General features: G+C 63.2%; 9 protein-coding genes and 1 pseudogene. 8 read left to right on the forward strand and 2 right to left on the reverse strand.

Translation table 11 applies throughout. From position 1 onward, the window contains the following. From DP939_RS44490 to DP939_RS44525, 8 genes and pseudogenes are all read left to right on the forward strand, one after another. Window positions 1–224, forward strand: a 224-nt coding sequence (locus DP939_RS44490) for an integrase core domain-containing protein (protein WP_147267783.1), incomplete at its 5' end; no start/stop codon positions are given. 42 nt (window positions 225–266) lie between these two features. Next, the gene (locus tag DP939_RS44495; protein WP_225878938.1) at window positions 267–956 is read left to right on the forward strand and encodes a phosphotransferase family protein; all 690 of its coding nucleotides are present in this window, start codon (window positions 267–269) and stop codon (window positions 954–956) included. Between the two features lie 1,086 nt (window positions 957–2,042). Next, window positions 2,043–3,635: a site-specific DNA-methyltransferase gene (locus DP939_RS44500; RefSeq protein ID WP_113986881.1), complete on the forward strand. Its 1,593-nt coding sequence runs from the start codon at window positions 2,043–2,045 to the stop codon at window positions 3,633–3,635. After that, window positions 3,632–6,064 (forward strand): DEAD/DEAH box helicase family protein, encoded by a 2,433-nt coding sequence (locus DP939_RS44505; protein ID WP_113986882.1) that lies wholly within the window; start codon window positions 3,632–3,634, stop codon window positions 6,062–6,064. Before DP939_RS44500 ends, DP939_RS44505 begins: the two co-directional genes overlap by 4 nt. Window positions 6,065–6,681: 617 nt before the next feature. Further along, entirely contained in the window at window positions 6,682–6,888 is a 207-nt protein-coding gene (locus DP939_RS44510; protein WP_113986883.1) for a hypothetical protein, read from the forward strand. Between the two features lie 360 nt (window positions 6,889–7,248). After that, a complete protein-coding gene (locus DP939_RS44515; protein WP_113986884.1) occupies window positions 7,249–9,177 on the forward strand; it encodes an ATP-dependent nuclease in 1,929 nt (642 codons plus the stop codon). 572 nt (window positions 9,178–9,749) lie between these two features. After that, window positions 9,750–10,584, forward strand: a pseudogene (locus tag DP939_RS44520) (IS5 family transposase). 109 nt (window positions 10,585–10,693) lie between these two features. Beyond that, window positions 10,694–11,743, forward strand: coding sequence for a hypothetical protein (locus DP939_RS44525; protein ID WP_147268416.1), 1,050 nt, complete (start codon window positions 10,694–10,696; stop codon window positions 11,741–11,743). A gap of 446 nt (window positions 11,744–12,189) precedes the next feature. Here DP939_RS44525 and DP939_RS44530 read toward each other — a convergent pair whose 3' ends face one another. Further along, window positions 12,190–12,414, reverse strand: a complete 225-nt coding sequence (locus DP939_RS44530) for a hypothetical protein (RefSeq protein WP_113986886.1) — start codon at window positions 12,412–12,414, stop codon at window positions 12,190–12,192. A 239-nt stretch (window positions 12,415–12,653) separates the two neighbouring features. After that, window positions 12,654–14,591 (reverse strand): type ISP restriction/modification enzyme, encoded by a 1,938-nt coding sequence (locus tag DP939_RS44535; protein WP_147268417.1) that lies wholly within the window; start codon window positions 14,589–14,591, stop codon window positions 12,654–12,656. Window positions 14,592–14,840: the final 249 nt, after the last annotated feature.

The raw sequence follows: 14,840 nt of genomic DNA on the forward strand, positions 1-14,840 counted from the left end.
CGGCCGAGTCCATGAACAGTCTCTACAAGAAGGAGCTCATCGACTTCTACGGCGGCTGGAAAGGCGTCATGGACGTGACTATCGCCACGATGGAATGGGTTGCCTGGTACAATTCTGAACGGCTACATTCTTACTGTGGGAACGTCCCTCCGGTCGAGTATGAGGAGACGTTCCACCGATCGACCGCCGGCACTGACCTGGCGGCCGAGAACCAAGCGATCTAGCCTCCAACTTCGCCGGGGCGGTCCAACATCGATCAGGTCCCCATACCGCTCTGGTACGACCCAGATCCCCGCTCTCCGGCAATAGGAATGACCATGGTGCCTGGCACCCACCTGGACAGCACGGACGTCTCACAGCTCAAGGCCCTGGCTACCACCCACACCCGCCTGCAACAGCTCCCCCTGCACGGCCTGCTCGCCGAGACCGACCGCATCGACTCCGCCGCGCACTACATCCACCGGCTCACCACCATCTGGCCACAACAACTCGCCCAGCACCGCGACGATCCACTCACCGCCGACATGTTCCGCCTGCTCACCCAGTGGGACGCCTCCGGAGACCGGCAACTCCTGAGCGAACCCGCCGAGCCGGTCTTCTCCCGCGGAGACGCCAATCTGCTCAACTGGCTCTGGGACGACGGCACGATCGGCTGTGTCGACTTCGAGTTCGCCGGCCGCAGCGCCCCCGCCTTCGACGCCGCAGACCTGATCGAGCACATCAGCGCCAGAAGCATCAGCGACGAGACTTGGCACACCCTCATACCCGAACTCGGAGTCGACCACTCGTTGATCAAACGCTTCCGTGCCGCCCAACGCACCACCGCCCTCCGATGGCTCGCCGTCCTCTGGAAACAACGCCATCGACGGAAGGTGGAATTCGCCGCCCAACTCACACGTGTCCGTGGGAGCAGAAGACCCTTACGATGCCCGGTGGCGTCTGAAGGCGCCCTATGAACAGGCTCGGCGGCCCGGCCTCCTCCATCGCTGAGGTCATGTCACGTCGCACGGGGGTGTAGCGCCTGCGGCCTTCGCAAGTTCTACTTCTCCTCGCGCAGAATCTGTTCTCGCGCTGCACCCGGGCCAGCTCGTCCTTGTCGGTGCTGGCCAGGCCGTCTTGGCGGCGGCCGTCATCCAGGTCGGCTTGGCGCACCCAGGTGTGGGCCGACTGCATAGAGGGCTGGAACTCCTGAGCTGGCTCCTTCACGTCTGCCCGGCGCGTACCTGCTTCACCATCTGCCGGAGAAATCCGCCGGACCGTTGTTCGGCACAGTCGGCTCCTTCTTCCAGGAACCCGGGTTCCCCAGAGATCAGGTGTCCACCAAACCGGGTCAACTCCACTCGAAGATCGCGCCCAGGTCGGCCAGAACCGGCCCTCCAGCACCTCGCCCTTGATCGTGGCGAAGAACGACTCGGCCACCGCGTTGTCCCAGCGCTGCCCCCGCCGCCCGAGTGACAACCGCACCCCCGGCCGATCGGCCAAAGCAGCGAACGCGGCACTGGTGTACTGCTTGGATTCAAGGGGTCGTCGCAACACTGCTGCCCTGCAGCAAGCTTAGGAGATCACTGAAGTCAACGGACTGCTCGCGACGCTGACGTCCCGTCCCTCGCCGACCGGGCACCATCTGTCGTCCGCCGCTGTGGTGGGGATCCACGCCACCTTGCGGACCGCGCTGAACGCCGCGGCCTTCGAGCGGCACCGTCCGCTGGTCGTCCCGATAGAGGCGGTCGTACCGCCATGAGCGGCGGCCTGCCGGAATCGTGGCGGTTCCAGGCGTCATCGGGGCCACTGCCAGAAGTGCCAGACACATGCGGCGCAACCAGCCCGGTTCGGGGTCTGGCCGGATAGCGACTCGGCGCGCGGCCCTGAAGGCGGCTTGTTGATAGCGCCCGTGCAGAAAATGATCGCGAGATCACGCCAAGGTGCATATGAAGCTCTCGATCGAGCTCGTCTCGTCGGTGGGGACCGGTACGGTGGCATCCGGTGTTGGACTGTGTGATGGACGGTCACACTCTGTTCGAGCTGCAAGGGAGTGATCGCAGGTGGCGAGCGGGCGTCTGGCTCTGTCCTGGGTCGGCAGAGACGAGTCCCTGCTGAACACGGCGGATGGCGGTTACGAGTGGGTATCCCGCCAGGATCCCCGCGTCACCGAGATCCGCCTGCTGCGCGAGATTGGCAAGACTGGCGAGGTCACGGGAACGTCCTCGGATAATCTCCTCATTCAGGGCGACAACTACAGTGCACTACAGGCTCTCACCCGCACTCCGGAGTACAGTCGGGAATATCGAGGGAAGGTCAAACTCGTCTACATCGACCCTCCCTTCAATACCGGCCAGGCATTCGAGCACTATGACGACTCGCTTGAGCACTCGGTATGGCTGACGATGATGCGCGACAGACTACTTCTGATCCGCGAACTCTTGGCGCCCGGCGGATCAGTTTGGGTGCATCTGGACGACGCGGAGATGGCGTACTGTCGGGTACTCATGGATGAGATCTTTGGGCGGGGCAACTTCGTAGGAACCATTGTCTGGCAGAAGATTCATGCCCGAAACAACTCGGCCCAGCATCTCTCGACGGTCCACGACTACCTACTTGTTTATGCTCGTTCCAAGAGTGACCTGGTCCTAAACCGTATCGATCGCACCGAGCTGAGCGACCAGGAGTTCTGGAATCCTGACGACGACCCTCGCGGCCCCTGGCGTAGATCCGATCTGACTGCCTCGCACGCCTACGAAGACGGCCGCTATGAGGTGATAGGACCACATGGAGATGCATTTTCCCCGCGCGGCAACCGGTGGTGGTCCTGCTCTCAGGCAACCTTTGAGGCACTGCGCGAAGACAACCGGCTGTGGTGGGGCAAAACCGGGCGGACTTTCCCGTTTAGAAAGCGATTTCAGTCGGAACTCGGAGGACTTGTCCCCACTACTTTCTGGACGCATGACGAAGTGGGAGATAATCGCCAAGCCAAAGGCGAGGTGACGCGACTGTTCGACCGATCACGTATCTTCTCCACCCCGAAGCCTGAGGCGCTTCTTAAGCGCGTGATCGAGATTGCCAGCGATCGCGGCGACGTAGTCGTCGATGTCTTTGCCGGCTCAGGGACAACCCCGGCGGTCGCGCACAAGATGGGACGGCGCTGGATCGCTGCCGAACTGTCGACAGGGACTATGGAGACCTTCACCCGACCGCGCCTGGAGAAGGTCGTCTCGGGTGATGACCCAGGTGGAGTGACCAAGGCAGTCGGATGGGCGGGCGGCGGCGGTTTCCGGAGTATGCATGTGGCTCCGTCCGCATTCGAGATCGCGAAGAATCGTGTCTTCCTTGCAGAATGGGCCCGAGGCGAAGATCTTGTCGCAGTCGTGGCCGCGCAGCTTGGCTTCACCTGCGACGGTATGGAGGTCGGGCCTTTCTGCGGACGTCGCGGACGGGCGCGTTTGGCCGTCATCGATGGCGTGGTGGACGAAGTGGTAGCACGTGGGGTTCTTGGGCATCTGGACGAAGGCGAGCGCGTAGTGCTGGTGGGCAGAGGGGTCACCCCTGAAGCGGAGAGTCTCGTCAGCGAGTTGAGTCGTGGGTCAAGGGTGCTGAAGGCACCGCGTGACCTCGTGCGACGTGAGAGGGCAGTGCGGTGACCTGGATCACCTATGATGCAGGGCTGGTGGATGACATTGCGGCCAGGCTCGACCTTCGGAAGCCCAACGCTGACGCCATCCGCGCCGTAGCCCAGACAATCGCTGACGGAAGCGGTCGGGAAGTGGTCTGCGACCTCGCTACCGGCGTAGGCAAGACCTATATTCTCACTGGCCTGGTGGACTACCTTTCAACGCAAGGAGTCCGCAACATTCTCGTGGTCACACCAGGCACGACCATCCAGGACAAGACGGTGGCCAACTTCACGCCCGGTCACCCCAAGTATGTCGCTGGTAATGATGTCGAACCGCTAGTGATCACGTCAGAGAACTTCGCCCGTGGCCAGGTGGGTGATGCACTACACGACGAGACCGTCACTAAGCTGTTCGTTTTCAACGTCCAGCAGTTGATTCGGCCTAGCGACAAAACATCTCGCCGAGTCCGTGCCCAGGACGAGTTCATCGGAACTGGTCTGTATCAACATCTCCAAGACGTGGACGACTTGGTGGTGATCGCTGACGAACACCACGTGTACAGCGCCAAAGCTAAGGCGTTTAATCAGGCGATCGACGACCTGGGCGCAAGAGCAGTGGTTGGTCTGACAGCAACGCCCGCTCCAGGGGTTGAGCCGATCTTCCGCTATTCCCTGGCTGAGGCCATCGCTGATGGGTACGTGAAGATTCCGGTGATCGTCTACCGCCCGGATGGGCGCAAGGACGAGCAAACCGTCCTGACCGACGCATGTCATCTTCTCCGAATCAAGGACGCTGCCTGGACCGCGTGGGCGGAAAGCCAGGGCAAGCTCCCTGTCCATCCCGTCCTCTTCGTGGTTTGCCGCGACATCTCCGATGCAGAGCGAGTCGCCGAACGGCTAACGGCCGATGACTTGTTTCCCGGCGAGGGACAGGTCCTGACCATCACCTCTCAGTCCAGCGAGGTCGCACTGCGTGCACTGGCCGGGGTAGAAGAGCCAGATTCGCCGGTCCGCGCCGTGGTTTCGGTGAACAAGCTAAAGGAGGGTTGGGACGTCAAGAACATTGGTGTCATCGTCGGCCTGCGTGCCCTTGCCTCCGAAACTCTTACCGAACAGGTCCTTGGACGCGGGCTGCGGCTCCCCTATGGGCGACGAGTCGGCACGCCGATGGTCGACTCGGTCGATCTGGTAGCACACGAGTCGTACAGGCAACTCCTGGCCAACAAGGAAGCTCTGTTGCAGAGGGTGCTGCCTGTTGGTGGTGGGGAGATAGACGACGGCCGTCCCCGCTCCGACCTCGGGACTAACCGGCCGAACGACGACGACCAACCATCACAACAGGAAATGCTGAACTTCACCTCCCGTCCACGCCTCCTGGGCGACGACATTGTGGATGGTTCGCTGCTGCTGCAGGTGGAGTCGATGGACGATGCTATCGCCCAAGGTGAGCGCGACAGGAAGGCTGTCTCCACACTGCGCGCCAAGGTCGCAGGCGCACCAACAATTCGCTTCCCGCGACGGGAACAGGAAATCCTCCCCGTCCGGTTCTCCTTTAGCTATATCACCGACGCTGCTGCCCAAGCCGAGGGCCGTGCCTACGAACACGAGTTCAAGGTCACACTCGCGCGCCAGGCCGTCGATGCGCAACGGGGCGTCGATGGCACGGTTGGTGTGAACCTCAAGGCAGCGGAGTCCGTGGACGCTACCCAAAAGCACATCTCGGTCGCCGAGCTCCGCGACGATCTATACGACCGGATCTGGAACAATGGTTACACCGAGGAGAGCCTGCCCGAATCCCGAGCAGCCGAGCGTGTAGTTCGCGAGTTTCTGAAAGGCGCCGGCGTCACAGCCGAGGATCAAGGGCATGAGTGGGGAGAGCTACGCGCCCGGCAAGCTGCCATCGCCCTCGGCAAGCTTGTCAAGGCCGCATACGATAACCGTAAGCTCCAGCCCACGTACGCCTTCCGGCCCATCGACGTTCCGACGGTGCCACCACCGCCCATGCCGTCGAATGTTGTGAATAAGTGGGCGAACTTCCGCAAAGACCTCTGGTACGAAGGGTGGGAACACTCCATCGAGCCAGTTGCTTCCTTCGATGCCAAGAGTACCGAGTATGCTTTGGCGCACCTGTTCGACTCATCCCCGAGTGTCCAATGGTGGCTACGCAACTACGATCCAGGTCCTATCTGGATCGAGCGAGACAACGGCAAGAAGTACTACCCGGACTTCATCGTCTTGGACACGAACGGGACTCATTGGGTCGTCGAAGGCAAGGCTGACGATCGCGCCAATGACACCGAAGTACAGGACAAAAAGCGAGCAGCGGAAGACTGGGCCCGTTTTGTGCGAGACTATGCAGAGTTCGGCAACTGGCGATACATATTTGCAACAGAGAGCATCATCAAGAACGCGCGAGGTTCTTGGGAATCACTCATCGCACTCGCCAGACCCGAATGAAGGATGCACGCGAAATTCACATCACATCACCTGGCCTTCGGGCGTCTCGGCCCCGCGGCTCGGCGGTACTCGTTGATCAGATCGTTGACGACCAGCCGTCGTTGTATTTGATCCGCGAGGTCGGCCTCCTCAGCCGGATCGTGCATGGGCTGTGCGCAGCCCGGGGCAGCAAGAACCGCGCAGCACAACCAGGACGCGCGCCAACGGAACATTAGCGCGTGCCGTCGGCACCCCTTCTATCCGTGCGCCGTCAAACGCTCACGCCGTAGCAGCTCCCGTGAACGTCCCACTTCGGGCAAGGGAACGAGTTGTACTGAACCTTTTTTCATCCTTGGGTAGTTTCGTAGTTCTGGAGTACCGCGATGGCCTTGCACAGGTTGTCGAACGGGGGTCAGGAACACCGGCGGCGCGGCCGGCCACGCGCATGAAGTGCGGGTGCTTGGTGTGTCGGCCTGGTTCAGTGTTTCGGGGGTGGATCCAGGCCGGTTGCTCCCACCCTTCGGCCGTGGCGTCGAGCAGACCGGGTGTGGGGCAGAGCCTGTGCCGCCGCGGCGTACGGGAGGCGGAAGTACTCGATCAGGTCGGCGGTGGTGGCCACACCGTAGACGCAGGCGGCCTTGGTCAGCATCGCGATCAGGCTGTCGTGCTCGCTGGGGCGGGCGTGCAGCCGGCTCCAGGAGACGCGGGCCGAGAACCGGCGGCTCGTCGCCAAGGTCGAGGAGTTCGCGCGGGTGGTCAACGTGCTGACCGTCGAGAACCACCAGCTCCGGCAGGCCAGGGCAGGTCAGGCCGCCAGAGTGAGGCCACTTCCGGCCAGATCCTGAGCCCACCTCGGCCGTTGGTGACCGAAGTGACCGGCGGCTGAGGTTCATCTATCTCGATGCCGCCCGATAGACCTCCTGGCGAGCGGGTCACAAACCCCTCAGAACCTGGCGAGGGCGACGGAAATCGGCTCCGGAATGTCGGAGGGAATCGCTACGCTCTGATACAGCTTTATGACTCAATCAGCTCATTGAGGACCCCGGCGTCGTCGAGGTCGACGGGCGCCCGGGTCGCTCCACACTGACGTCTGGAACTCACCTCGATCGCACCGCCCAAGACACGCAGAGCAAGAGCGATGTGATCATCGTCTCACCGCCTAGCCCCGGGTCTCCTCACAGACCTGCGAAAGGACATACGCGAGAGTGCAACTGATCCGGGCGCGTGTCACCGACTACCGTTCCGTCGAGGACTCCGAGACCTTCGACATTGAGGACGACGTCACCTGTCTCGTCGGCAAGAACGAATCGGGCAAGACGACCCTCTTACAGGCGCTCTATCGGCTCAATCCGGTCGAGAGGGTCAAGTTCGACGAGGTGATCGACTTTCCCGCCCGCAAAATGAGGGGACGCAAGCAACTGCCCCCCAAGCAGCAGGTCCCGGTCGTCCGGGCGACCTTCCGCTTCACCGAGAAGGAGATCAAGACCATCGAGGCGGAGTTGGGCCCTGGGGCGCTTCGCCACCCTGAGTTCGAGGTGACCATCGGTTACCGGGACAGCAGGCAGATCTTCACGATCCCCTATGATGAGGCCGCCGTCGTTGACCACCTGCGATCCACGCTGGACCTGCCGGCTGCGGCTGCCCAGGCGCTCAGCGGCGCCACCACCACGGCGGAGCTCCTTGACGCTCTTGCTCGACTCGAGGAGCCGCCCTCCAGCGTGAACGCACTGGCGGAGCGGATCCGCGGGTGGTGCGGGCTTGGTCTCGCGAAGCACCTCGTCGACGAGTATGCATTCCGATGGATGCCCACATTCGTCTACTTCGACGACTACGACTCGATGCCTGGCCAGGTGTCCCTGCCCGATTTGGTCCGACGCCGACAGGTAGGCGAGATCAGCCGGGGAGAACGAGCCCTGCTCAGTCTCCTCAACATCGCCGGCGTCACCCCCGAGGAATTCAAGAATTTCGGCGATCACGAGCACCTGGTCCGCGAGCTGGAAAACGCGGGCAACGTCATCTCCGACGAGGTCTTCGAGTACTGGTCGCAGAACAAGGAGCTGGAAGTCCAGCTGAAGACCCTCCCCCCCGCGCGTGTCGCCTCGCATCCCTTCGATGAGGGGCCGATCCTCCAGGTCCGCGTCTTCAACCGGCGGCACCGGGCATCAGTGGTGCTCGACAAGCGCTCGCGTGGTTTCGTCTGGTTCTTCTCCTTTCTGGCCTACTTCAATGAATTGGAGACGGCAGGCACCACAGACCTGATCCTCCTGCTCGATGAGCCCGGCCTGTCCCTCCACGGCCGCGCCCAAAAGGATCTCCTTCGCTTGATCGACGAGCGGCTGGCACCCAGGCATCAGGTCCTCTACACGACCCACTCGCCCTTCATGGTCGACCCCGAGCACCTCGACCGAGTCCGCACGGTCATCGACTTGGAACGAGGGGGCGCCAAGGTCTCCTCAGAGATCTTCAAAGCCGACGAGGACACCGCCTACCCGCTGCTGGCCGCGATGGGCGTCGAAATGACCCAGACGCTGTTCGTCGGCGAACACACGTTGCTGCTCGAAGGCCCGAGCGACTTGATCTATCTGGACATCCTCACGGACGCGGCCGAATCAGCCGGTTCCACTGGCCTTGATCCCCGCTGGGTCAAGACGCCCATCGGAGGTGCCGGCAAGCTCTCCACCTTCGTGACACTTCTGGGCGCGAACAAGCTGAACGTCGCGGTCCTCGTTGACTCCAGCACCAAGGACGTCGGAGCTGTCCAACGCCTTCGGGACAACGGCCAGCTTGCCAAGAACGGCCTTGTCGAGATCAGGGAGTTCACTGGAACCGCCGATGCCGACGTTGAAGACCTGTTCGAGCGGGACTTCTACCTTGAGCTCGTCAACCGGGCCTACAGCTCAGAACTCGCGACTCCGATCACCGCCGCGGAGCTCAACGCCAAGGATCCACGCATCGTCCGGCAGATCGAGGCCGTCTTCCAGAAGCGGAAGATCGCTAAGCGATTCAACCACTACAAGCCGGCCGCGGTCCTCCTCCGCGAGCAGTCTCAGTTGGCGGCCAGCATTGACGCTGCCACCATCGCACGCGCTGACCACCTGTTCACGCGGCTCAACGCGCTGCTGCCCAAGCGCTGAGCCTGCCCCGTCGAGCGCTGTCTTGGCCGACGTCTTCCCTGCACCGCAACAGCACAGAACTTAACAGGGAAGACGTCGCAGGCGCTCTTGACGACCTTCGGGCGTCCGTGCCAGGCCAGCAGGTGCTGGCACCCCTGGCGGGTCAGGCCCATGTCGATGAGCGGGGTGGCGTACTCCACATGCAGCGGGGCATTATCGTGTAGCCACTGCACGCGGCGCTGCTCGTCATGGGAGAAGCCGATGATCTGCCGGACCCGCCGGAAGTCGGGGGCCCGTCTGATCCGCCCCTCCGCACCGATGGCCGCGCCCAGAGCAGCACGCAGCAGCCGCTGGATCGGCCGCACCTTTAGTGGGTAGATGGGGGCATATCTACCGCTCTATATCAACGAACCGATCGCCGACTGGCGCACGCTTCGCCCCACTTTGGAACCAAGAAGGCGATTCAAGGGGGGTACTTACGGCCTTTAGGCCCGATAATCCCGTCTCATCCCGAAGCGTAGTGCTTCGCCCCACTTTGATCGACGGCCGAACAGCCGTCTGGCCACCGCCTCCGCCCCGCAGTACCCCAAGACATGACCGAACCGCGGCCCTACCCCAGCGACCTGTCCGACGCCCGATGGGCCCTCGTCGAACCCGTCCTGAACTCCTGGCGCGCCGAACGCCGCACCGGTGCCCTGCCCATCGGTCGGCCGCCCGAGCACGACCTGCGCACCATTCTGAACGCCATCCTCTACGTCAACCGCACCGGGATCCCCTGGCGCTACCTCCCGCACGACCATCCGCCCCGGCAGACCGCCTACGCCTACTTCCGCAACTCGCAGAAGGACGGCGTATTCGACCGACTGCCCGGCCTGCTGCGCCGCTCTGTGCGCACCGCCGCAGGCCACAACGCCGAACCCACCGCATGCGTGATCGACACCCAAAGCGTCAAGACCTCGGCCAACGTCCCAGCCCGCAGCCAGGGCTACGACGCAGGCAAGAAGATCGCCGAGTGCAAGCCCAGCATCGTGGTCGACACCCTCGGCCTGCTCCTCGCCGCGATGGTCACCGCCGTCGGCGTCTCCGACAGCGCCGCCGGGCTCCCCCCTGCTCACCCAGGTCGCCGCTACCCACCCCACCAAGGCCTGGGCCAACAGCGCCTACCGCACCACTGTCATCGACGGCGCCGCCACCCTCGGCATCGACGTCGAAGTCGTCACCCGCGACCCCGCCACCCGAGGCTTCACCCCCCTGCCCCGCCGCTGGGTGGCCGAGCGCACCCTCGGCTGGCTCATGCTCCACCGCCGCCTCGCTCGCGACTACGAAACACGCCCCGACCACTCCGAAGCAATGGTCCACATCGCCATGATCGACCTCATGACCCGCCGCCTCACCGGCGAGACCACCCCCATATGGCGCGGCACCTGAACTCGGGATCAGAAAGGACCAAACGCCCACTCAGGGAGTGGGTGTGCACCCCGTAGGGAGATGCACGATTCGCCCTCGGACGAGTGGCAGCCATGTAACACTTCGTGACGTGACTAATACCGAAACATTCCCGAACCGGTTCGGTCCGGCGTTTGTCGAGGAATACCGCCGACGCCACGGCAGCAAAACGCCGCAAGGGCGTGAGCTGACCTACGACAACGCCGTGAGCGACGAGTTCGCCCCGCGTCGAGAGTGGCTGAGCAGGCAGTTGAACCTCCTACCTGCCAAGCAGGCCGACCAGCTAGCGCGGAAGGTGTGGCAGGACGACCACTACTGGTCAGTCCACTTCGAAATGGCCGTTGGCGCAGCACTGCGCCAAGCAGGGCTTAACGCCGTCTACGACCACCCCTGGGGCCGTCAGACACCGGACTGGACCGTCATGGCGGCCACCGGCGAGCCGCTGTGCTTGGTTGAGGTTTACACCGCTTCCCCGCCGCAGAGAACCTACAGGTCGATGCGAGCGTGGCATCAAGTGACGCAGCAGTTCAAGAAGATCCCGATCGGTGTGGTGCTCACGCTGGAGTCAACCGGCAGCCCGATTGACCCGCCCGACTCAAAAGAGGCCAAGCGGCTTGCGAGGGAGGTCGAAAGGGCGTTGAGCAGTGTGCTATGCCCACCGAGGATAACCACCAGTCTGGGCCTTACCTTTCTGGTCCTGGCGGACCGGTACGGCCGCCAAATCCCATCTCCCTTCGGCCTCCGCGCCTGCTTCGAGGCGCCAAGCTCCATCGCGGGCCAAGTCAGCGCAGCACAGATCGTCCCCGGAGTCCGAGAAAAGATCAGCAAGTACCGCCGGATAGTCGACGAACACGACCTCCCGCTGGTTGTGGCGGTAGGTGCGCATCCCTTCACCGGCCTCACACTTCGTGAACTGGACGACTTTCTCGCAGGCGAGATGAGCATGACCTTCCAGTTCAACATCGGCGATGGCTACATCGGCAGCTCGACTTTCCCATCATCACGCTGGGACATACCTTCAGAACTCTCCGGTTTGCTGTGGGTCGACAACCTGTTCCCCTTTGAGGCAACCGGCCGACCCAACTCCACCGCGCAGCGTCCGATGCCCGCCATACTTGCCAGCCTTAACATCCAGAAGTAGTTGGCCATCTGCCGTGAGACCGGCGATCGGCACGGCGAAGGCGGGGCGTTGAGCAATCTCGGCCTCGCCCTGCAATGGGTGCGGCGGTTTGAGAAGGCGATCACCGCCCAGAGCAGGCAGCAGCCTAGCGACCGATGACGCGCACAGCTCGAACATTGCTCGGACCGCCCTGTAGGAGACGCAGCGGAAACGGGCCGGCGGACGAGGCGGGGGCGGCGGGATCGCGCTGGGCTTGCGAACAGTCCCAGCTCTTCAGCTGGGCATTCGTATGTGCGGCAGCGCCGCGGAGCCTTGCATGGCAGCGGATGGCCGGTTTTTCGAACTCCGGCTTGTTCTTGCCCTTGTAGACTAGGCCTTAGGTTTCATTGGTGCGTCTTTCGGCCAAGGCGATGATCCCGGCCTCATCCAGTTCCCGCAGGATGTCCCAAATGCGGTCGGCGCTCAGGTCATGAGTCTTGCCTGGCAGACGGTTGTCGTCGGTACGCCGAATCCAGCGCCAACCTGTGGAAGGTCTCGTCCTTTCTCAGGTCGACCAAGACCAGCACGGCATGCAGTTCGCTGGAGATCAGCATGCGGCGGGTGCACGCGAGCCATAGGTTGCGCACCCACCGCTCGACATAGCAGTTCGCCCGCGACATCCGCGGCGGCGTCTTGACCACCGTCACGCGCACCGGCGAAGATTTCGTCGAACACTTTGGGACCTTGGTTTCTCGGTCGCGGATGAAAAGGCCGAACGAGCCGATCCGCGTCCCGAGGTAATGAGTAGTTTGCGGACGTGCTGTATCGTCCCTAAACCGGTGGGATTGGCGGTCACACGCAGTATGTGCACGTGCCGGGTGGCGACTTCCTGGCGAACCGCACGTAGGGACGTCTCCGGAAGGTCGTGTCGACGTAGAAAATGCTACGAGGCTTACAGATCGAAGAGAGCCCCTTCCTCTTCGTGCTTCAGGGGACCCACACCCATAGAGGGAACCGGCAGAATGTTCGCGCTCGTCAACTCCTCTACGGTGATGAGCGGGCCATCGCAGATCTCGGCGAGCAGCTCGCCTTGAGCGGGTTCTTCGCGTACCAGGAGCCCCAGCACGTTGAGTAGGGCCAGCAGCTCCGTTGTCCACTCGGGTGCCCAGCGGGACGCGACCACGTAATCAAGCTGCAGGCGCCGTTTGCCCGCAGGGTTCCTCCGGCGATAACCGAACCACTTGTCCAGGACATTCATGCCGGAGACCGCGTAGCTCCGGACCTCGGGCGGTACCGGCGTGATCCGCCCAGTCCCCACCCGCAGATCTTGCGTAGCCGGGTCGTACGTGAGCCTTCCGTCTGGCATGCCGTCCGGCGTGTCAGGGATCTCCTCGACGCACTGGGGCCGGTCAGCCGCAGGAAGCCGGGGGACACCTGCCGGACGTCCGGCGTCGGCGTCGACGTACCGCTCGCCATAGGTGTGCAGCCACAGCACCCGCCGGCCGATCTTCACTCCGCGGCTCCACAGTCGAGGGTCGGCCGTCAGCGGAATGCGTGCCCCCGGTACTTCCAGGTCCTCTCGGAAGCGTTCGCTGTAGCCGGGGTGAGAGCCGATCGCCGCGATGTAGGCCAGGACGTCCTCGGGCTCCACAGGCACACCGAGCCGCTGCCTCAGCATCTCCAGCAGCCCTGGTGTCAGGTTCGGCGCGGTGCCCGCGGCGTCCCGGTAGAGGGGCCGGGTGCATCCGCTGCGATTGTTGAAGTAATGCATGTCGGGGATAAGAGCGCTGAAGACGAGACCGGGCCCGCCGGTTACAGCTTGGGCATTCTGTTCGACCGCGTAGACCTGACGGGCGCTGCGTACCCGCCACAGATGAGGACGGCCGACCTCCATCAGCCGGTAGTCGGGGATGATCCACTGGCGGTCGAAGGACCGGTACCCGACCCTTACCGCCTTCGGGTGGGGCCGGTGCTCGTCTTCGAGCGTCACCCCATCGCGCGAGGCGATGCCTGGCAAGGAAGGGACGATGCTGTCGAGCTTGCGGTCTCTAGCCTCCCCAAGCAGCTCGCGACGGTCATCGGTATCAGCGGCGAGGAAAAGCCGCCAGCGCTCGGCCAGCGTCGCTTTGTCGGGCGCATACACCCACACCCGTCCCGGTGTCACCCCGCGCGACGACCATGGCATGAGGTGCCCGAACTTCGGGCTCGTCTCCCATAGATCGCTGCCTGGTGGCAGGAACGGGGCGGTCCATTCGTCTGCGCAATCCTGCCACTGCGGATCGGTGAGCGCCAGCGTCGACAGCCGTTCGAGCTTGTCATCTCGATGCCCGGCGATTTGCAGATAGCGAACCACAGCAGGCCCGTCCTGCCTGTCTCGCCAGCGGACGAAGATGGCGATGCAAAGCTCTTGGGCGACATTGGGAAATAGGCGGGTGGAGCCGTCCGGTCGCTGTCCCTCTGGAGATACGTCGATGATCCAGCCTTCGTCCGCGGCCTCACGCAGGTAACGGCGCATTCCAGCGAACCCGCGGCCTTTGAGCCATGCCTTCGGCGTGATGAAGGTGACCACACCGAAGGGGGCATCGTTGTGACAGTCGAAGACCTTCCAGGTAGCCCACCGCCAGAAGTAGACGTACATGTTCGACATCTTCGACTCGTAGGTGCCGTTGCCGTCGAGCCGGAAGTTGTCCATAGGGGCGGCTTCGCCGGACTCGGGGTCGCCCTTCTCTACCCACTTGCCGGCGCCTTGGGGTACCGCGTCGTATGGAGGGTTGCCAATGACGACCATGACCCGTTCGTGGCGTTTGACGTTGTTGGCCTGTTTGCGGGATTCGGCAATCGGCTTGTAGGTGCTGGGGAGCCAACCGAAGTCATCCTTGGGGTTCTCCAATGACGTTTTCTCAGCCTAAATAGATCGGACAGTGGGTGTTTTTGGGACACATGCAAGGACGCACAGGCAGACACGCGGACAAAACACCGCAGCCCAAATAAGACGTGGAGCTTCCGGTAGAAGAGGTCTCACCACAAGATCCACTACCAAGAAAGCCCCACGTGATCCCCTATCCTGCCATGCTCGACGTCCCCCACGCACTCGTCCGCCACGTCGCCCGCCTGCTCCACGCCGAGCGCCGCCGCCGCG

The sequence above is a fragment of the Spongiactinospora rosea genome, assembly GCF_003315795.1.
GTDB classification, from domain to species: domain Bacteria; phylum Actinomycetota; class Actinomycetes; order Streptosporangiales; family Streptosporangiaceae; genus Spongiactinospora; species Spongiactinospora rosea.